Annotated in this window: 21 protein-coding genes; 13 read left to right on the top strand and 8 right to left on the bottom strand. The window is 73.2% G+C overall.

All coding sequences use genetic code 11. The annotated features are described in order from the left end of the window. Positions 1 to 696, bottom strand: coding sequence for a hypothetical protein (locus J4557_RS02500; RefSeq protein WP_208264683.1), 696 nt, complete (start codon positions 694 to 696; stop codon positions 1 to 3). 66 nt (positions 697 to 762) lie between these two features. Continuing rightward, positions 763 to 1,710, bottom strand: coding sequence for a class I SAM-dependent methyltransferase (locus tag J4557_RS02495; protein ID WP_307799319.1), 948 nt, complete (start codon positions 1,708 to 1,710; stop codon positions 763 to 765). Positions 1,711 to 1,826: 116 nt separating this feature from the next. On the opposite strand from J4557_RS02495, the gene J4557_RS02490 reads away from it, so the two are divergent. After that, a complete protein-coding gene (locus J4557_RS02490) occupies positions 1,827 to 2,171 on the top strand; it encodes a hypothetical protein (RefSeq protein ID WP_208264681.1) in 345 nt (114 codons plus the stop codon). A gap of 64 nt (positions 2,172 to 2,235) precedes the next feature. Continuing rightward, positions 2,236 to 3,108 (top strand): crotonase/enoyl-CoA hydratase family protein, encoded by an 873-nt coding sequence (locus J4557_RS02485; RefSeq protein ID WP_208264680.1) that lies wholly within the window; start codon positions 2,236 to 2,238, stop codon positions 3,106 to 3,108. A gap of 82 nt (positions 3,109 to 3,190) precedes the next feature. Here the strand turns inward: J4557_RS02485 and J4557_RS02480 are convergent, their stop codons facing one another. Next, positions 3,191 to 4,189, bottom strand: coding sequence for a CU044_5270 family protein (locus J4557_RS02480; protein WP_208264679.1), 999 nt, complete (start codon positions 4,187 to 4,189; stop codon positions 3,191 to 3,193). Next, on the bottom strand, positions 4,186 to 4,806 hold the full coding sequence (locus tag J4557_RS02475; protein WP_208264678.1) for an RNA polymerase sigma factor: 621 nt from the start codon (positions 4,804 to 4,806) through the stop codon (positions 4,186 to 4,188). The genes J4557_RS02480 and J4557_RS02475 overlap by 4 nt, the downstream gene beginning before the upstream one ends. Positions 4,807 to 5,097: 291 nt before the next feature. Between J4557_RS02475 and J4557_RS02470 the strand changes: the two genes are divergently transcribed. Further along, entirely contained in the window at positions 5,098 to 5,982 is an 885-nt protein-coding gene (locus J4557_RS02470) for a polysaccharide deacetylase family protein (RefSeq protein ID WP_307799316.1), read from the top strand. 52 nt (positions 5,983 to 6,034) lie between these two features. Here the strand turns inward: J4557_RS02470 and J4557_RS52495 are convergent, their stop codons facing one another. Next, entirely contained in the window at positions 6,035 to 6,283 is a 249-nt protein-coding gene (locus J4557_RS52495; RefSeq protein ID WP_151545574.1) for a putative acetyltransferase, read from the bottom strand. Positions 6,284 to 6,395: 112 nt separating this feature from the next. Between J4557_RS52495 and fdxA the strand changes: the two genes are divergently transcribed. The 7 genes from fdxA to J4557_RS02430 all read left to right on the top strand — a co-directional run bounded on the left by fdxA (position 6,396) and on the right by J4557_RS02430 (position 11,977). Further along, a complete protein-coding gene (gene fdxA / locus J4557_RS02460) occupies positions 6,396 to 6,722 on the top strand; it encodes a ferredoxin (protein WP_190860953.1) in 327 nt (108 codons plus the stop codon). A 170-nt stretch (positions 6,723 to 6,892) separates the two neighbouring features. Beyond that, complete coding sequence (gene dapC, locus J4557_RS02455; RefSeq protein ID WP_208264677.1) at positions 6,893 to 7,978, top strand: succinyldiaminopimelate transaminase; 1,086 nt, start codon at positions 6,893 to 6,895, stop codon at positions 7,976 to 7,978. 184 nt (positions 7,979 to 8,162) lie between these two features. Further along, a complete protein-coding gene (locus tag J4557_RS02450; protein WP_208264676.1) occupies positions 8,163 to 8,795 on the top strand; it encodes a DUF4178 domain-containing protein in 633 nt (210 codons plus the stop codon). Next, positions 8,796 to 9,365, top strand: coding sequence for a DUF2617 family protein (locus tag J4557_RS02445; protein ID WP_208264675.1), 570 nt, complete (start codon positions 8,796 to 8,798; stop codon positions 9,363 to 9,365). Further along, positions 9,362 to 9,796, top strand: a complete 435-nt coding sequence (locus tag J4557_RS02440) for a DUF4247 domain-containing protein (protein WP_208264674.1) — start codon at positions 9,362 to 9,364, stop codon at positions 9,794 to 9,796. Before J4557_RS02445 ends, J4557_RS02440 begins: the two co-directional genes overlap by 4 nt. 10 nt (positions 9,797 to 9,806) lie before the next feature. Further along, positions 9,807 to 10,232, top strand: coding sequence for a DUF350 domain-containing protein (locus J4557_RS02435; RefSeq protein ID WP_208264673.1), 426 nt, complete (start codon positions 9,807 to 9,809; stop codon positions 10,230 to 10,232). Positions 10,233 to 10,423: 191 nt separating this feature from the next. Further along, the gene (locus tag J4557_RS02430; RefSeq protein ID WP_307799314.1) at positions 10,424 to 11,977 is read left to right on the top strand and encodes a polyamine aminopropyltransferase; all 1,554 of its coding nucleotides are present in this window, start codon (positions 10,424 to 10,426) and stop codon (positions 11,975 to 11,977) included. A gap of 13 nt (positions 11,978 to 11,990) precedes the next feature. On the opposite strand, the gene J4557_RS02425 is transcribed toward J4557_RS02430, so the two are convergent. Continuing rightward, a complete protein-coding gene (locus tag J4557_RS02425) occupies positions 11,991 to 12,692 on the bottom strand; it encodes a MerR family transcriptional regulator (protein WP_208264672.1) in 702 nt (233 codons plus the stop codon). A 77-nt stretch (positions 12,693 to 12,769) separates the two neighbouring features. Between J4557_RS02425 and J4557_RS02420 the strand changes: the two genes are divergently transcribed. Then, complete coding sequence (locus J4557_RS02420) at positions 12,770 to 13,912, top strand: acyl-CoA dehydrogenase family protein (RefSeq protein WP_208264671.1); 1,143 nt, start codon at positions 12,770 to 12,772, stop codon at positions 13,910 to 13,912. 122 nt (positions 13,913 to 14,034) lie between these two features. Here the strand turns inward: J4557_RS02420 and J4557_RS02415 are convergent, their stop codons facing one another. Next, the gene (locus J4557_RS02415) at positions 14,035 to 15,687 is read right to left on the bottom strand and encodes a sialidase family protein (protein WP_208264670.1); all 1,653 of its coding nucleotides are present in this window, start codon (positions 15,685 to 15,687) and stop codon (positions 14,035 to 14,037) included. A 218-nt stretch (positions 15,688 to 15,905) separates the two neighbouring features. On the opposite strand from J4557_RS02415, the gene J4557_RS02410 reads away from it, so the two are divergent. Together J4557_RS02410 and J4557_RS02405 are read left to right on the top strand one after the other, a co-directional pair. Continuing rightward, positions 15,906 to 17,567, top strand: coding sequence for a serine/threonine-protein kinase (locus J4557_RS02410; RefSeq protein ID WP_208264669.1), 1,662 nt, complete (start codon positions 15,906 to 15,908; stop codon positions 17,565 to 17,567). Positions 17,568 to 17,852: 285 nt separating this feature from the next. Continuing rightward, the gene (locus J4557_RS02405) at positions 17,853 to 18,338 is read left to right on the top strand and encodes a GNAT family N-acetyltransferase (protein ID WP_208264668.1); all 486 of its coding nucleotides are present in this window, start codon (positions 17,853 to 17,855) and stop codon (positions 18,336 to 18,338) included. On the opposite strand, the gene J4557_RS02400 is transcribed toward J4557_RS02405, so the two are convergent. Next, positions 18,325 to 19,032, bottom strand: a complete 708-nt coding sequence (locus J4557_RS02400; RefSeq protein WP_208264667.1) for an MBL fold metallo-hydrolase — start codon at positions 19,030 to 19,032, stop codon at positions 18,325 to 18,327. The genes J4557_RS02405 and J4557_RS02400 overlap by 14 nt on opposite strands. Positions 19,033 to 19,185: the final 153 nt, after the last annotated feature.

The following is a 19,185-nucleotide window of genomic DNA, read 5'->3' as shown; positions in this document are numbered from 1 at the left end:
CTAGACGGCGCCGATGGCGGAGACCAGGCCCAAGGCCAGCGTCAGGTCGAGGTGGATGAACGTCTCCAGCTTCGCGCCCGGCGGGACGGCCGGGTCCGCGGCGATCTCGTCGAGGACGGCCAGCGCGGCAGGGCTGTCCAGGTCGTTGCCGAGCGCGCGCTCCGCCTTGCGGGCGTAGTCGCGGTCCATCGGGCGTCCCGGGCTGCGCGCCCACCCGGCGACGAGGCTCCGCCACGCGTCCAGCCGCGCGACGGCGGTCATGAACCGGGACGTCGTCAGTGCGAGCGGGTCGCGGTACGGCGCCTCCAGCATCGCCAGCCGCGCCGCGAGGGGGTCCATGCTCGCGTTGGCCATGACCGAGTACCAGTCGCCGGTCTCGTGCGGGACGAGCACCCAGTGCCCGGCGACGTCGACGTTCGTCGAGGAGGCGATGTAGAGGTCGGCCTCCGGCGGCGGCGCGTCCCAGCTGAGGAGCTCGAACGGCGCGATGTTGTAGTCCGTCCAGTCGCGGTCGTGGACGGACAGGTCCGGCGAGCACGCCACCGGGACCCCGCGCCCGGCGCGTTCGGCGACCCGCCGCAGCAGGTCGGCGACCACGAGGGCGCGGTGGCCGGCCCCTTCGAGGACCTGGACGCGCAGGACCCGCCCCGGCGGGACCTCTTCGGCCTGCCCGGTGCGATGGTCGTAGAGGCGCATGCCCCCAACCCTAAGCAACCCGTGCGAACCGCCCGCCTTCCGGCCCCCGGTCGGCCGGGTCGCCCGTCAGCGGGCGGACCCGTCCGGGGCCCCCGCGGGGGCGGGCGCCGCCCCCGGCACCGGACCCGGACCCGGCGCAGGACCCGGCACAGGACCCGGCGCAGTACCCGGTGCGGGGCCGGGAGCGGGGCCGGGAGCGGGCGGTGCGGGCTCGGCAGCGGAGGCGGCCGACGGGTTCGGCGGGACGGGCGGGGGCTCGGGCATCGGCGGGGCGTCCGGCTTGCGGACGGCCGCGAACCGCAGCCGCACGTAGTCGGCGACCCAGCCCGACTCGCGGCGCAGCGCCGGCGCGGCGAGGTCGTTCACCCGGCTGAGGAGCGGCTCGACCAGCTCCGGCGGGACGTCGGCGAGGGCCACGGCGGCGTAGGCGCGGACCCAGTCGGCGGCGCCGTTCGGCCCCTCGGTCATCTGGCTCGGCCGCTCGGCGTGCTCCAGCAGCCGCAGCGAGAAGCCGGCCTCCTCCAGCTTCGTCGCGTACTCGGCCGGGCTCGGGAAGTACCAGGGCAGCTCGGGCTCGCCGAGGCCGAAGACACGCCAGGCGGTCTGCATGGCGGCGACCAGCTCGGCGCAGTTGCCCTCGCCGCCGAGCTCGCCGACGAACCGGCCGCCGGGCCGCAGCGCCGCGTGCACCTGCGCGATCACCGCGTCGGGGTCGCGGGTCATCCAGTGCAGCGCGGCGTTGGAGGCGACGGCGTCGCAGGCGTCGGTGATGGTGAAGGTGTGGGCGTCGCCCAGCATGAAGGAGATGCCCGGGTTCAGCGCGCCGGCCTGGGCGACCATGTCCGGGTTCCCGTCGATGCCCAGCACCTCGGCCCCCCGGGCGGCGATCTCCGCGCTGAACGCGCCGGTGCCGCAGCCGAGATCGATGATCCGTTCCCCGGGCTGCGGGTCGAGCAGGTCGACCAGGGGCGCGCCGTGCGCGGAGACGTACCCGAAGGCGGAGTCGTACGTCACGGCCCAATTCACTGTCGTAATTTATCGGACATGCGATCGGCGGGTGCACGGTTCCCCCCGCTCAGGCCCCCCGGGTGACCTGCGTCACGGCGGCCCGTCGCGTATCGTCCCGGGCCATGGAGAAGCCCGATGTCGTGCGGATCGTCGGCGCCGAGCGGCCGGACGGCCTCGCCCTGCGCACCGCCGGGCTCGGCGGGCGCGGGCTGCCGGAACTGCGCGCGGACGGCCTGCCGCCCTACCTCGGCCAGGGCTGGGCCCGCGTCCTCGGCGAGGCGGCGCGCGTGTTCGCCGCCGCCGGCGGCCGTCCGGCGGAGCTGGTGCTCGCGCCGGACGTGACGGTCCGGCTGCGGCGGGAGGAGGACGGCGCGCTCGTGCTGCTGCCGCCCGCCGGTCACGAGGGCGGCCTGGACGAGTGGCGCCGCGACGTGGTCCTGCGGATGTTCCCGGCGGCCCGGGTCTGACGCGCCCCCGCCGGACTTCCTAGAATCGCGTTCGGAAACCCGCCGGCGCGAGAAGGGGACGCACGTGGCCTACGCCGAGATCGAGTACGAGGTTCAGGACGGGATCGCCACGGTCACCCTGAACCGCCCCGACAAGATGAACGCCTACACCTTCACGATGCGCAACGAGATGCTCGACGTCTTCGACCGCATCGACGCCGACGACGACGTCCGCGCCGTGGTGGTGACGGGCGCGGGCCGGGCGTTCTGCGCGGGCGCCGACCTCAGCGGCGGCGGCGACACCTTCGACAAGGAGAAGTCGAAGGACATGTTCGCCGGCGAGGACGACGTGCTGGAGGACGGCACCCCGCGCGACGGCGGCGGCACGGTCGCGCTGCGCATCGCCCGCTGCCTCAAGCCGGTCATCGGCGCGTTCAACGGCGCCGCGGTCGGCGTCGGCGTCACGATGACGCTGCCGATGGACGTCCGGCTGGCCAGCGAGAAGGCCAAGTTCGGGTTCGTGTTCGCGCGGCGCGGCATCGTCACCGAGGCCGCGTCGAGCTGGTTCCTGCCGCGCCTGGTCGGCATCGCGCAGGCGATGGAGTGGGCCGCGACCGGCCGCGTCTTCGACGCGCGGGAGGCCCTGGACGGCCGCCTCGTGTCCCGCGTGTACGCGCCGGACGAGCTGCTCCCGGCCGCGTACGCGCTCGCCCGCGAGATCGCCGGCAACACCTCGGCGGTGTCCGTCGCGACGATCCGGCGCCTCATGTGGTCGGGCCTGTCGGCGCCGTCCCCGTGGGACGCGCACGCCGCCGACTCCCGCCTGATGGCCGAGCTGGGCGGGGGCGCCGACGCCATCGAGGGCGTCACGTCGTTCCTGGAGAAGCGCCCCGCCGCGTTCCCCATGCGCGTCAGCAAGGACCTGCCGGAGAACATCCCCGACTGGCCCACCCGCTAGCGCCGTCCGCCCGTCCGCGGCCGAGTGCGGGACGCCGAGCCGCGCCGCCCTCGTGAGTGAGCGAGAGCGGCGCGGTCAGGCGTCAGGGCCGCTGCCCGGGACGGTCGACGACCGCGGTCCGCTCGACCGCCTGCTCCCCGGTGACGGTCCCGGCGGGGATGACCGCGGGGCCGCCGCCCCCGGCGCGGGACCTCGGCAGCCGCTGCTCCTCGACCACGACGAACCTGCGGCCGAGGTAGTCATAGGTGCCCCTCGCCAGCACGAACTCCTCGCGCAGCCCGTCGGGGCCCGTGCGGGAGACCGTGATGCCGGGACGACCGAGCGCGTCCTTCGTGCCCTCCTTCACCTGGACCCTCGGGATCCGGGCCAGCGCCCGGAAGATGGTCGCGCGCCGCGACTGCGGCGTGGACGGCCCCTGGCCGAGGAAGTCCGCGAGCCGGCCGAACACCCACTGGTCGCGGCCGTCCTCGGTGCTGTAGAGCCGCCCGTGGTTCTCGGCGTTGTAGGACTTCCCGCGCCGATCGATCCCCGCCAGCAGCGCCGACGCGTCGTCCGGCAGGGCGCGCAGGTAGTCGTACCACTGCGCGGGCGACCGCTCCTCGCTGTCGCCGTCCCGCCCCACGTTCGTGACCTCGAGGCGGGGCCTCTTGCCCGGGGGCCCGTCGTACTGAGCGGACTTGCGGCCGTCGAACCGCACCCAGCTCTCCATGTGCCGCATGAAGGACGGGGCGTCCTTCTGCCCGGCCTGGTAGGTCCTCGTGTAGACCCACTGGCCGGGCGCCGGGCGGTGGTCGGGCCGCCCGGCGACGGTCCTCGCGGCGCGCTCCAGCACCTGCGTCGCGCTCACCGGGCGCGCGGTGATCGGCGGTGCCGGGTCATGGCGGTCCGCGACGACCGCCACGGCGGCGGCCGCCCCGGACACCGCGATCCCGGCGGCCAGCCCCGCCCGCCACATCGGCACCCGGGGCCGGGACCGGCCCCCGGCCGCCCGCACCAGCCGCTCCCGTCCCGGCGCCAGCCGGTCGCGGCCCGGCTCGGGCACCTGCGCGCGGAACGCGCCCAGTTCTTCGAGGTCGTTCATTCGCCCGTCCCTTCCTGGACGTCCGTCGGATCGGTCCCTCCGAGGGCCGCCCGCACCTTCCGCCGCGCCCGGTGCAGCCGGGACCGCACCGTCCCGACGGGGATCGACAGCGCCTCGGCGACCTGCTCGTAGGACAGGTCCGCCCACGCGACGAGCAGCAGCACGTCCCGGTCGCCCTGCGGCAGATCGGCCAGCGCGCCGGCGAGCGGCCGGGAGGCGGCCGCGGCGCTCACCCGCGCGTCCACCCGGTCCATGGCGTCGGTCACCGGGTCGGCGCCGGTGCGGGCCAGCGCCCGCAGCATCCGCGTCTCCGCCCGGCGGTGCTTGCCGACGAGGTTCGCCGCGATCCCGTACAGCCACGGCCGCGCGTCCGGGCGCGCCGGGTCGTAGCGGTCGCGGCGGCGGAACGCGGCCAGGAACGTCTCGGCCACGACGTCGTCGGCGGCCTGGTCGCCGAGCCTGCGCGCGACGTACCGGTGGATGGAGGGCGCGTGCCGGTCGTACAGGCGCGCGAAGGCCTCGGGGTGCCGCCCGGACCGTTCGATGAGGCGCGCGTCGTCCTCCGGCGATGGCGTGGTGCGGTCCGGCGGTGCCGGCGCGCGTGGGCTGACGGTCATACGGCTCCGTCCTCTGCGGTGGGTCCGTGCGGGGGCGCCGCACGGTCACCCGTCATCACCCGCAGGGACGCCGGGAGTTCACGGCCGCCGGGGAGTGCCGGTGAGGGAACCGAAGGGCGACACTTCCCTCACCCAGGGTGGCGCCGGGGGCCGGTACCGGCTGCATCATGGGGCTGCGTCCCCCCGTCGCGCCCCAAGGACGATCTTGATAATCCGGACCTTGGTGACGTGTGTTGCGAGTGAGGCGCAGGGTAAGAAGCGGCCCGAGGCAACACGTTACGGGGGTGCGTGGTGCGGATCAGGAAATTCGCCATCATCGCGGTCGGTCTCCTGCTCGTCTCGGGATGCGGGCACGCGGAGAAGAGGCAGGCGCGGACGGCCGGCCACCAGGTCGCGGCGGGCAAGAAGGCGCGGACGGCGCCGCGCCCGCAGCAGCCGCCGGCCCAGCGGAAGATCGACTGCGACCGGACCAAGTGCGTCGCGCTGACGTTCGACGACGGCCCGGGCCCGTACACGAACGGGCTGCTCGACGTGCTGAAGAAGGAGGGCGTGCGCGCCACGTTCTTCCTCATCGGGCAGAACGTCGCCGGCTTCCCGGCCGCCGTGCGGCGCGAGGTGATGGAGGGGCACGAGATCGGCGACCACAGCTGGAACCATCCGCAGCTCACCGCGATGTCGCCGGCCGCCGTCAAGACGCAGATCCAGCGCACCCAGGACGCGATCACCAAGGCGTCCGGCGGGATCAAGCCGACCATCATGCGCCCCCCGTACGGCGCGACCAACAAGCGGGTCGGGCAGACCATCGGGATGCCGCTGATCCTGTGGAGCGTCGACACCGAGGACTGGCGCTACCTGAACACCGCCCGCGACACCCGGGTCGGGATCAAGGAGCCGCAGGCCGGCGGCATCATCCTGTTCCACGACATCCACAAGCCCAGCGTGAAGGCGATCCCGGCGGTCATCGCGGGGCTGAAGAAGCGCAGCTTCACGTTCGTCACGGTGTCGGAGCTGTTCCAGAACCGGCAGCTGAGGCCCGGGCAGACCTACTCCGAGCTGCTGCCGCCCAAGACCGCGTCCCCGGCTCCCGTCACTGCGAGCCCGCCGCCGACCGGCTCGCCCGCCGGCCCCGCGCCGTCCAAGTCCGGCTCCCGGCCGCAGCAGGCCGAGCACGACTGACGCTCCTGAGGGACGCCCCCGGCCAGGTGGCGCGGCCTCCGCGCGGACGCCGTCAGACTCCGCGGCGCTTCGGCGGGGGCATGGGCGGGACGACCTTGCCCGCGACCACGATCTCCTCGGGCACCTCGACCAGCTCGCCGTTGCGGCGGCGCACCTGAAGCGTCTTGTTGGACCAGGATTCGAGTACGCCCACCACGTCGCTGTACTCTCCCGTTGGCAGACGACGGCGCAGCGAGACCCGCTGACCCACGTCCGCGCTACTGATGGACACCACCAGGCGCGCGGCAAAGCGGCCAGACATGTGAGGACCCCCATGTCGAATCGACTGCGCGGTGGTGGCCATACTATTCACAGCGAGCTTGCGGTGAGCCGTGACGTGCGGCGGGGCCGGAAACCCGAGAGGAGTCACTGACGTGACCTACGTCATTGCGCAGCCCTGCGTGGACCTGCTCGACAAGGCATGCATCGAGGAGTGCCCGGTCGACTGCATCTACGAAGGGAAGCGTCAGCTCTACATCCACCCGGACGAGTGCGTCGACTGCGGTGCGTGCGAGCCGGTTTGCCCGGTTGAGGCCATCTACTACGAGGACGACGTCCCCGACCAGTGGAAGGACTTCTACAAGGTGAACGTGGAGTTCTTCGACGACCTGGGCTCGCCCGGCGGCGCCTCCAAGGTGGGCAAGATCGACAAGGACCACCCGATCGTCGCGGCGCTGCCCCCGCAGAGCCAGGACGACTGACAAGGGGCGGAAACCGGCCGGTGCGGCGGGTCGCGACCTTTCGGGAGCGTCCCGGCCGGACGGCCATCGCGGTTCAACGCGTCCGGGCCGTGGTCTACCGCGCATTCCGCGGAAGGCCACGGCCCTGCTGATCCGGGGCGCCCGCGCGTCCCTTCGAGGAGGGCTGGGTCTTGTTCACGCTGCCGGACTTTCCGTGGGATCGGCTGGAGCCGTACAAGAAGCGCGCGGCCGAGCATCCGGACGGCATCGTCGACCTGTCCGTCGGCACGCCCGTGGACCCGACGCCCGACGCCGTCCGCAAGGCGCTCGCCGAGGCGTCCGACGCGCCCGGCTACCCCGCCACCTACGGCACGCCCGAGCTGCGCGAGTCGGTCGCGGGCTGGCTGCGGCGCCGCGCGGGCGTGACCGGCGCCGACCCGGCCGCGGTGCTGCCCGTCATCGGCACCAAGGAGCTGGTGGCGTGGCTGCCGACGCTGCTCGGCGCCGGCCCCGGCGACAAGGTCGTCTTCCCGGAGCTGGCGTACCCGACCTATGACGTGGGCGCCCGGCTGGCCGGCGCGGAGCCCGTCGCGACCGACGGCCTGCTGAAGCTCGGCCCCGTCCGGCCGAAGATCGTGTGGGTGAACTCGCCGTCCAACCCGACCGGGAAGGTGCTGCCCGCCGAGCACCTGCGCAAGGTCGTCGCGTGGGCGCGCGGCCGGGGCGCGATCGTCGTCAGCGACGAGTGCTACCTGGAGTTCGGCTGGGACGAGGAGCGCCCGCCCGTCTCGATCCTGCACCCGGACGTCTGCGGCGGCTCCCACGAGGGGCTGCTCGCCGTGAACTCGCTGTCCAAGCGGTCGAACATGGCGGGCTACCGCGCCGGGTTCGTCACCGGCGACGCCGCGATCGTCAAGCGGCTGCTGGAGGTCCGCAAGCACGCGGGGATGATCGTCCCGGCGCCGGTGCAGGCGGCGATGGTCGCGGCGTTCGACGACGACGTGCACGCCGACGAGCAGCGCGCCCGGTACGCGCGGCGCCGCGCCGGCCTGCGCGCCGCGTTCGAGGGGCACGGGTTCCGCATCGACCATTCCGAGGCGTCGCTGTACCTGTGGGCGACGCGGGACGAGCCGTGCTGGGAGACCGTCGCGCATCTGGCGTCGCTCGGCATCCTCGTCGGGCCCGGCGAGTTCTACGGGACGGCCGGCGCCCGGCACGTCCGCATCGCGTTCACCGCCACGGACGAGCGCGTCGCCGCGGCCGTCGCCCGCCTCTGACCCCGCCTCCGCGAGCCCGGAGACCACGTACGCCCGGAGCCCGGATCCGCCTTCGCGGATCCGGGTTTTCCACATGAAACCGGATCTTTCTCCTTTGCGTCTGATCGCGGTATGGGCGTGGACCGCGACAATCGGTAGGATCCGCAGGTCTCCGCCCGCTTTTCCGGGTGCGTCGATGGAGGGGATGTCCGTGGGTGGTACCGCGCTGGTGCTCGCGATAGCGCTGATCGTTGCCGCGGTGGCGGTGGTGGGCGCGGTGGTCGTGCTCGTCGTGGTGCTGACCCGGCGCCGGCCGTCTCCGCCGCCCGCGCCCGCGGTGCCCCACGACCCGTTCGCGCCCGAGCAGAGCGTCGCCGGCGACCCGCGCACGCTGAAGGCCGGCGACATGGTCGAGTACCTCGGCACCCGCTACTTCGTGCGCGGCTCGCTGCGGCTGCGCGAGGGCGGCTTCACCTGGTCGGAGCACCTCCTGGACGCCGACACCATCGAGGGCCAGAAGGTGTGGCTGTCGGTGGAGGAGGACCCGGACCTCGAGGTCGTCTTCTGGACCGAGTACGAGATCGGCGACCTGCGCCCCGGCGACCGGACCGTCACCGTCGAGGGCGTCGAGTACCGCCGCGACGAGCACGGCACCGCCGACTACACCAGCGAGGGGACGACCGGGGTCGGCGTCCGGGGCCGCGTCGAGTACGTCGACTACGAGGGACCGGGCGGCCGGTACCTGTCGTTCGAGCAGTACGGCGGCGGTCAGTGGGAGGCCGGGCTCGGCGAGCGGGTGCCCGCCGGCACCATGACCATCTACCCGGGCAGCGGCTGAATGCTGACCGTCCTCGACACCCCCTACCAGGACGCGCGCGCCGACGGGCTGTCGTTCGCGCTCGGCCTGCCGCCGCTGGACGCGCTCGCCGTCCTGCCGGTGGAGCGCGGCGGGCTGACCGTCCAGCTGCGCCTGCTCGGCGCGTCCCACCAGGTGATCGCCGGGCCGCTCAGCGAGACCGTGGCGTGCCTGCCGGGGGACGGCGCCGAGCCGCTGCCGGGCAGCGCCGCGACGACGCTGCCCGGCTGGTCCTACGCGTTCACCGCGACGACGGCCGTGCACGCCGACGACGCGGCGTTCGGCCGGGCCGTCGACGCGATCTGCGCGCGGCTCGCCGACCGCGGCGACGCCCTGACCGGCGCCTTCCCCGGTTCGCGGTACGCCGTCACCGCCCTCGCCGTAGACGGCGCGGACCCGGCCGACGGGGCGCGTCCGGACGGCGCGGCCGGCGGCGGCACGGGCGCGGAGAACCCCGAACAGCGGGCCGGGATCGGCTGGCGGACCTGGCATGCCTACCCCCAGACCCGGGAGATCGTGATGACGCGGAGCCGGTTGGTGAGACCTACATGAACAGCACGCACCGGGCCGCGGCCGGCGGGGCCGCCGCCGTCCTGCTGGCCGTGACGCTCGGCGGCTGCGGCGACTCGCAGTCGTCGTGGCTCGCGAAGAAGTACCACAAGATCGGATACAACACGTTCCAGTCGTCGCAGCCCCCGCGGACGGTCGCGTCGGCGATCAACCGCAAGTTCAAGGCGATCGACCGCGTCGACGACCTCGCGACGTACGGCAGCGGCGGCGGGGTGTTCCTGCGCTACCCGAAGCTGGTCGTCGGGGTGACGCCGTACGGGAGCGGCAGCCACATCACCGTCGACAAGCCGTCCGGCGGCTACAACCGCTACTACTCCCATGTCGGTCACCGCTGGAGCGCGCCCGGCAGCGGCGGCTGGAACAAGCACGGCATCGCGTCCTTCCGCGGCGGCGGTCCAGGGTCGGGCAAATGAGGAGCAACGGATGAACGACATGGCTCATGACATCGGCGCGACCTTCGCCTACGGCGCGGTCGGCATCGCGCTGATGGCGATCGGCTACCTGGTGGTGGAGGTGACGACGCCCGGCCGCCTCGGCCACCAGATCTGGACCGAGGGGAACAAGGGCGCCGCCCTGCTGCTCGGCGAGAAGCTCCTCGGCATCGGCGCGATCGTCACCACCGCGATCGTCACCAGCGACAACGACCTGAGCAACGGCCTGGTCGACACCGCCGTGTACGGCGCGATCGGCATCGTGCTGATGGTGGTGGCGTTCTACTTCCTCGACATGATCACGCCGGGCAAGCTGGGCGCGACGCTCGTCAACGGCGACGCGATCCACCCGGCGGGCTGGGTGGTCGCCGCCGCCGACATCGCCGTCGCCGCGATCGTGGCCGGGGCGGTCTCCTGACCTCCCGCGACCTCGACCGGACGGCCCCGCCGCCGGCCGCCGCCCCGGACGCCCCGGCCGCCGGTGCCCCCGAAGCGCCCGCCGCCGGGGCCCCGGACGCGCCCGCGGCACGGACGCCGGACGCGCCCGCCGCCGAGCCCGCCGCCGAGCCCGGCTCGGGCTCGGGCTCGGGCTCCGAGGGCGGCGCCGCGGTGGGCCGGCTCGGCGCACCGGCGCGGGTGGCGCGCGCCCTGATCCTCGCGGCCGTGTTCACCTGCGCGGCCTGCGGCCTGGTGTACGAGCTGGCGCTCGTCGCGCTCGGGAGCTACCTGGTCGGCGACTCCGTCACCCAGGCGTCGATCGTGCTGTCCGTCATGGTCTTCGCGATGGGCATCGGGTCGCTGCTGGCCAAGCCGCTGCAGAAGCACGCCGCCGCCGCGTTCGCCGTCGTCGAGGGCGCGCTCGCGCTGGTCGGCGGCCTGTCGGTGCTCGCGCTGTACGCCGCGTTCTCCTGGCTCGACATCTACGTCCCGGCGCTGGTGGCGGTGTCGTTCGCGGTGGGCGCGCTGATCGGCGCGGAGATCCCGCTGCTGATGACGCTGCTGCAGCGGATCCGCAAGCAGGACGCGGGCAGCGCCGTCGCCGACCTGTTCGCCGCCGACTACGTGGGCGCGCTGATCGGCGGGCTCGCGTTCCCGTTCGTCCTGCTCCCGACGTTCGGGCACATCAAGGGCGCGCTGCTGGTCGGCGCGGTGAACGCGGTCGCCGGCGTCGCGGTGGTGCTGTGGCTGTTCCGCCGCCGGCTCGGACGCGTCGCCCGGGTCGGGATCGGCCTCGGCATGGTGGCGGTGCTCGCCGTCCTCGGCACGACGTACGCGCTGTCCGACCGGATCGAGGTGACCGCGCGGCAGGCGCTGTTCGAGGACCCCATCGCGCTGGCGAAGGACACCCCGTACCAGGAGATCGTGATCACCCGGAAGATCACCCTCGCGGGCACCACCGACCTGCGCCTGTTCCTGAACGGGGACCTGCAGTTCTCCTCGGCGGACGAGTACCGGTACCACGAGTCGCTCGTCCACCCGCTGATGTCCGGGCCGCACGGGAACGTCCTGATCCTCGGCGGCGGTGACGGGCTGGCGCTGCGCGAGGTGCTGCGCTACCGCGACGTCCGCACCGCGACCCTGGTCGAGCTCGACCCGGAGATGCTGCACCTCGCCCGCACCTACGGGCCGCTGGTCGCGCTCAACCGGCGCTCCTTCGAGGACCCGCGCGCCCGCGCCGTCAACGCCGACGCGTTCACCTGGCTGCGCGGCCAGACCCGCCGGTACGACGCCGTGATCGTGGACATGCCCGACCCCGACGACGTCCCCACCGCGAAGCTGTACTCCGTCGAGTTCTACGGCCTGGTCAAGCGGGTCCTCGCGCCCGGCGGCCGGATGGTCGTGCAGTCCGGGTCGCCGTACTTCGCGCCGAAGTCGTTCTGGAGCATCGAGAAGTCGATCGCCGCCGCCGGGCTCGCCACCACCCCGTACCACGTGGACGTGCCGAGCTTCGGCGACTGGGGCTTCACGCTCGCCTCGCCGGCCGGGAGGCCGCCCGCGCTCGCACTGTCCCCGGACGCGCCGCCGCTGCGCTTCCTCGACGCGTCCGTCCTGCAGGCCGCGTCCGTCTTCCCCAAGGACCGCCGCTCCCGCGACGTCGGCGTCAACACCCTCGTCCACCCCCGCCTCGTCCAGTACGAGGGCCAGGAGTGGAAGGACTCCTGACCCGCCCGCACGGTCAACGGTCGGTGGAGGTGCGGATGGCCTTGTCGACGGCGAGCTGGAACGACGAGACGAGCGACTGGATCATCAGCGGTTTGAGCTTGCCGGCCAGCTCCATCAGCCGGTCGCGCTCCTCGGGGGAGCGGCCGCTCTCCCGGTAGGAGCGGACGACGGTGTCCTGGAAGACCTGCTGGAGCTCGGCCGCCAGGGCGGTGGTGTGCCGTTCGACGGCCTCGTGCGAGGCGATCAGGGTGTCCAGCGGCATCGGGAGCGCGGCGAGTTCGGCGCTGGTGCCGAGGAGCGCGGGCATGATGACGCGGACGCTGTCCGGCCCGACGTGCTCGATGACGCCGAGCGCTTCGAGGCGCTTGAGGGTGTCGTCGTCGAGATGGCGTCCGGCGCGCCGGTCCAGCTCGTGCCGGCCGACGTCCTCGGGACGTTCCGGCGCCCACGGCGACAGCAGCGCGCGCTGCAGCGCGAGGTCCTCGGCGGGCGCGTCCAGGGGGATCTTCCGCAGGTGCTTCTCGATCGCGGCGAGGGTCAGGCCGAGCGACTGGAGTTCCCGGACGAGTTCGAGCCGCGCGAGGTGGTCGGGGCCGTAGAGGCCCGTCCGGCCGCGCAGCCGGGGCGGTGGCAGCAGGCCGCGTCCGGCGTAGAAGCGCACGGTGCGGACGGTGACCCCCGCGCGCGCGGCCAGCTCGTCCACGGTGAGATCCATAGCCGCTCCTTTGACGTGACAGTGCCAGTGTTACATTAATCCTGTATCAGCACACACTTACCGAGGGAGACCGCCTGATGGCACGGGAGATCTTCACCGCGGAGCACGAGGCGTTCCGCGACATGGTCCGCGCCTTCATCGAGAAGGAGATCGCGCCGTACCACGAGCAGTGGGAGAAGGACGGCGTCGTCTCCCGCGACGTGTGGCTGGCCGCGGGCCGGCAGGGGCTGCTCGGCATCGACATGCCGGAGGAGTTCGGCGGCGGCGGCAATTCCGACTACCGCTACTACGTGATCCTCAACGAGGAGTTCGCGAAGGCGGGCGTGCACGGCCCCGGGTTCTCGGTGCACAACGACATCAACGGCGGCTACCTGCGCCAGCTGTGCAACGACGAGCAGAAGGCGCGCTGGTTCCCCGGCTACTGCTCCGGCGAGATCATCACCGGCATCGCGATGACCGAGCCCGCCGCCGGCTCCGACCTGCAGGGCATCAAGAGCACCGCGATCAAGGACGGCGACCACTACGTCCTGAACGGCTCCAAGACGTTCATCTCCAACGGCATCCTGTCCGACCTGGTGATCGTCGTGGCGAAGACCGACCCGTCCGCCGGGGCGAAGGGCGTCAGCCTCCTCGTCGTCGAGCGCGGCATGGAGGGCTTCGAGCGCGGCCGCAACCTCGAGAAGGTCGGCATGCACGCGCAGGACACCGCCGAGCTGTTCTTCGACAACGTCCGCGTCCCCAAGGAAAACCTCCTCGGCGAGGAGGGCATGGGCTTCATCTACCTGATGACGAACCTGGCCCGCGAGCGGCTGTCCATCGGCGCCACCGCGATGGCCGCCGCCGAGTCGGCGTTCGAGCAGACCCTGGAGTACTGCAAGACCCGCGAGGCGTTCGGCCGCCCGATCGGCAAGTTCCAGCACAACCGGTTCACGCTCGCCGAGATGAAGACGGAGCTGACCGTCAGCCGCTCCTTCACCGACGAGTGCATCGTCAAGGAGAGCAAGGGCGAGCTGAGCGTCGACGAGGCCGCGATGCTCAAGTACTGGAACACCGAGCTGCTGAAGCGGGTCGTGGACCGCTGCCTCCAGCTGCACGGCGGCTACGGCTACATGATGGAGTACCCGATCGCGAAGGCGTACCAGGACGTCCGCATCCAGACGATCTTCGGCGGCACGACGGAGATCATGAAAGAGATCATCGGCCGCGGCCTCGGCGTCTAGCGCGGGCCCGCGGCGCGTTCAGGCGCCGTGCAGGCGGTGGTCCGGGCGGGCGCCCGGACCACCGCCTGGCGGTCGCGGTTCGACGTCACGGCCGGCCCCGGGACGGGACCGGCCCGCCCGGATCAGGGCGTGACGACGCTGACGTAGCTGTCGGTGTTGCCGAACTGCGCGGGGCACTCCGCGGGGACGACCGGCTCGGTGATCGTGCCCGCGTCACCGGGCGCGTCGGTGCCCTCGGCCGGGTCGTCCGGGGCCACGGGGATCCCGGCGGCGTTGAGCGCCTTCTGGTAGGCGTCCACGGCCGGGCACCCGGCGCCGTTGCGGCCGTCGGTGTAGATGAAGTACGCCTTGTCCGCGGTGGAGACCACGGTGTTGTAGTCGCCCCAGAACTGCCGCTGCAGGTTGTTCTGGGCGCTGACCGCCGGGTCGGAGGAGGCCGTGCTCACCTTGCGGGGCGCCGACCAGGTTCCCGTCGCCGAACGGCCGACGTACCAGGAGTCGATCGCGGCGTTGCCCGTGCCGTAGGTGGACGGGTCCTTGGCCGTGAGGCCCTGGAAACCGACGTCGACGCGGCCGTCCGGGGCGACGTCGAGTCCCTGGAAGAAGGCGTACCCCTGGGCCGCGCCGCTGACCTGCACCGGCGCCGACCAGGTGCGGCCGCGGTCGGTGGAGGTGGCGACCACGACCCGGCCTCCGCCGGACGTCCGGTTCACCCACGCCAGGTGGACGGTGGTCTTCCCGGCGCGCGGGTCGGCCGCGAGCGAGGCGAAGCTGTCGGTGCGGAAGTTCGCGCCGGGGATCGGGTCGGCGATGTCGGCGACGGAGCCCGCCACGACCGGCTTCCCGTAGGTCGCGCCGCCGTCGGTGGAGACGGCCACGACCTGGGAGGAGGCCTCTTCCCAGGCGACGTACACGGTGCCGTCCGGGCCGGTTCGCACCGCCGACCCCTGCCGTCCGCCGATGCCGCCGTTGTTGTAGGCGGGCGAGAGCTGGGCGGGCGCACCGAAGCCGGCGCCGTAGTCGGTGGAGCGGGCGACCATGACCGGCGCGCTCGGCCCGGCCGGGTCAGCCGACCGGAACTGCGTCCACGCCACGTAGATCTGCCCGTAGTACGGGCTGGACGGCGACAGGTCCGCCCACGCGGACGGCTTGTCGTTGAAGTTGTTCGGGTTGGCCTTGGTGGCGGCGACGGTGGGCGCCGACCACGTCCGGCCATGGTCGTCGGAGTGGCTGAGGACGATCAGCTCGGGCGCCTTGTTCGGCGGGTAGGGGCTCTTCCCCGGCTTGTAGGAGGCCAGGCTCACGTAGTAGGCCCGGGTGCCCTTCTTGTCGGGGCGCGGGCCGTAGAACAGCACCGGGTCGCCGTCGGAGAGCAGCGCGCTCGACTTCCAGGACGCCTGGTCGTCGATCAGGCCGCGGTTGACCCACGTCGTCCCCCCGTCGTCGGAGGTGTAGACGCCGTTAGTGCCGACCCCGGGGAAGAACGAGCAGTCGCCCGGCGTGCTGTTGCGGACGGCCGCGCCGCACGCGGGCTGCTCCTGCTCGTCGTTGGCCCCCGCGATCAAGTGGGCGGGGGCGGCCGGGTCGGCGGCGATCGACGGCTCGTTGGACTTGTTGGTGGGGAACACCGCCGTCTTGTTCGAATCCGGCTGCCCCGCCACCTGGGGGTTGTTGGCCTGGACGTCGAACCCCGCGCTTCCGTAGGCCGGGGACACGACGAGACCGAGGCTGACCAGCGCACCGCCGATCAGCGGTACAAACCGCCTCTTGTGCATGAACACACCCCTTTCAAAGGGCATTTCAATCATTAGTGATTCGCACGGATCGATCAGCTGTTACACAGAGATTTCTGCTATTGCGCTGAGGACCATTTAAAGGTCGCATTTCGCCGCAAAATCGTGGACCATGTCAGCCGGAATGTGATGCGCCGTGCATCCGCCGCTTCCGCGATCTACCTCCGCGATGCCCCATGCGGGCCGATATCGTCCTGCCCATGCCGGAGAAGGATGCGCGCACGCTGAACGAGCGGTACCGGTTCGTGGAGCGGCTCGGCCGGGGCGGCATGGGGACCGTGTGGCGGGCCCGCGACGACCTGCTCGGACGCGACGTCGCGGTCAAGGAGATCCTGCTCCCGCACGGGCTCGACGAGGCGGAGCTGGCGGCGGCGCGCGGCCGGTCGCTGCGCGAGGCGCGGGCCGCCGCGCAGGTCCGGCACCCCGCCGTCGTCACGATCCACGACGTCGTGATCGAGGACGGGCATCCGTGGATCGTCATGGAGCTGGTCCATGCGCCGTCCCTGGACGCGCGGCTGCGCGCGTCCGGCCCGCTGGGGGTCGCCGAGGCCGCCCGGGTCGGCGCCGCGCTCGCGGGCGCGCTCGCCGCCGTCCACGCGCACGGCATCGTCCACCGGGACCTCAAGCCCGCCAACGTGCTGCTCGCCGACGACGGCGAGGTGGTCCTGACCGACTTCGGCATCGCGGTGATCGAGGGCGACGCCCGCTACACCCGGTCGGGCCTGCTGATCGGCACGCCCGGGTTCATGGCGCCGGAGCGGCTCGCCGGGGAGCCCGCCGGCCCCGCGTCCGACTTGTGGTCGCTCGGCGCGGTGCTGTACGCGGCCGTGGAGGGACGCCGCGCGTTCGAGGGGTCCGCTCCGGCGGTGGTCGACGCGGCGGTGCTGGCCGGAACGCCCGCCCCGCAGCAGCGCTCCGGCCCCCTCGGACCGCTGATCACGGAGCTGCTCTCCCGCTCGCCGGACGACCGCCCGGACGCCCTGTCGGCCGCCGCCCGCCTCACCGCCATCGCGTCCGCGCCCGTCTCCGCGCCCGCTTCGTCGGACGCGGCCACGAAGGTGGAGGGCCTTCCGCGGCCTCCCGGCGAGCGCACTGCTCCCGCCGGGATGACCGTTCCCGCCGAGAAGACCGCGACCGTCGCGGCGACCGCGACCGCTCCGGCCGGGGCCCAAGACACCGCGGACGCGGGCGTCCGCCAGGCCGGCGCGGTTCCCGGGTGGCTGCGCGACCCCGACCACGCGAGCCCGCGGGACCCGTCGGCCGCGCAGCCGACGCCGAAGTGGCTGCCGGGCATCGCCATCGCCACCGTCCTGGTCATCGGCGGCCTCGTCGCCTGGGGCGCCGGCACGGTCGCCGCCGGCGGCGACGGCAGGAAGGCGGTCGAACCCGTCGCCGCGCCGTGCTCGCTGCTGACGGCGTCGCAGCTGTCCTCGCTGGGCCTCGGGGCGCGCGGGACGGACGCCTCCCTCGATCCGGAGCCGACCCCGACCGAGAGCGGTGCCAGCCCGAACGAGGCCTGCGCGTGGACGTGGCCCAGCAGCGCGTCGCCCGACGCGGGCTCGTTCGACACCGCGCCCCTCGCACTCGACCTGACCACCTACACCGACGCGTCCGTCGCGTCCGATGCGTACAACCGGCGCCATTTCAGCCCCGCCATCACCTCGGACTACTTCGCCGGCGCGCGCATCGGCGACGAGTCGTCCGCCGCCGCGGACGACCGCGACACCCCGCCGACGATCACCGTGGTGTTCCGGGTCGGCCGGACGGTCGCCTCGGTCGTGACCCACGGGTTCGACCGCCGGGACGTGGCCCTGCGGGCGGCCGGCTGGGCCGGCGCCGCGATCGCCCGCGCCGGCCGCTGACCCGCCGCGCCACGGCGGCGGACGCCGGACCCGCCGCGCGTCAGGCGCCGCCGGGGATCCCGCCGGCGCGCGATGCCGCAGCGGACTGGGCGATGTCGGCGGCGCCGTCGTCGCCTTCCGTGAGGTCGCGGACGCGCCGTTCGGCCCGTCCGGCACCCCGGTCTCATTTGTGTCCTTTCTCATGGCGCGGACGTCGCCGGGGGAGGACGAGTGTTGGCACATCCCGGAACGGGTTAGGGTGGCGCGTTCGATGGTCTGGTATGCCCTGATCGGTGAGTGTGCGCTATGAGAATCGTCGTTGACGACCTGTCCGGCCCGGAGATCGCCGAGTTCCTGGACGAGCACGTCCGGCAGATGCGGTCCATCACGCCGCTGGAGAGCAAGCACGCGCTCGACCTCGACGCGCTTCGCGAGCCGGACGTCACGTTCTGGTCGGTGATGGACGGCGGGGCCGTCGTGGGCTGCGGAGCCATCAAGCGGCTGGACGCGTCGCACGCGGAGCTGAAGTCGATGCGCACGTCGACGGAGCGCAAGCGCAGCGGCATCGCGTCGCGGCTGCTCGGCCACATCATCGCCGAGGCCGAGCGCATCGGCTTCGCCCGGCTGAGCCTGGAGACCGGCTCGGACGACTTCTTCCTCCCGGCCAGGCGGCTGTACGAGAAGTTCGGCTTCGAGTACTGCGAGCCCTTCGCCGACTACCGCCCGGACCCGAACAGCGTCTTCATGACGAGGACGCTGGGACGGGCGCCGGGGTCCGTCAGGCGTTCCTGACCGCGTCGGCGACCTCGGACGGGGAGGTCGCCCACGGGGTGCCGTGGCCCGGCAGGACCCAGGACGCCTCCAGTCCCGCGAGCCGGTCGAGGGAGGCGAGCGCCTCGTCCGGGTCGTCGGTGAACGGCGCGGGCTGCGGGCCGGTGCGGCCGGTGAGGACGTGCCGGGTGGTCAGGGCGTCCCCGACGAAGACGGCGTCGGCGGCCGGGACGTGGACGCCCACGCTGCCGGGGGAGTGCCCGGGCATCCCGATGATCACCGGGGCGCCGGGCAGGTCCAGGACGTCGCCGTCGCCGATCTCGGTCACCTCGGCGACGTGGCGGGTGCGCAGGCCGTTCTTGCTGATCGAGTATCCGAGGAACCCGAGGGTCGGGCCGATGCGCATCGGGCCGAACGGGGTCTTGGGCTTCTCGCCGGTCCGGGCGCGGGCGGCGTCGGCGGCGTGCACGTACACCGGGACGCCGTGCTCGCTGCGCAGCCGCTCGGCGAAGCCGATGTGGTCGGAGTCGCCGTGCGTCAGGACGAGCCCGCGGATGTCGTCGGCGGACTTGCCGAGGGTGCGGAGTTCGCGCTGCAGGTCGCGCCAGTGGCCGGGCAGGCCCGCGTCGATGAGCGTGATGCCGTCGGGGGTGTCGACCAGGTAGGAGGCGACGAGGTCGTTGCCGAGGCGGTACAGGTTCGGTGCGAGGCGCATGGGATCTCCCGGGCTCGGGACGCGGAGCCCGGCTAAGCTAATTGACCGGTTGGCTACTGTCAATAGCTTTTGCCGGGCGAGCCCGCGACCTACCAGGTGAATTGGTGCCCCCGGCCGACGACGCGCGCCCCGCGGCACGCGATCGTCGGATAC

This window comes from Actinomadura nitritigenes (assembly GCF_017573545.1).
Taxonomy (GTDB): domain Bacteria; phylum Actinomycetota; class Actinomycetes; order Streptosporangiales; family Streptosporangiaceae; genus Spirillospora; species Spirillospora nitritigenes.
Note: the sequence above shows the minus strand (reverse complement) of the source record. Positions and strands in the feature narration are given on the sequence as shown.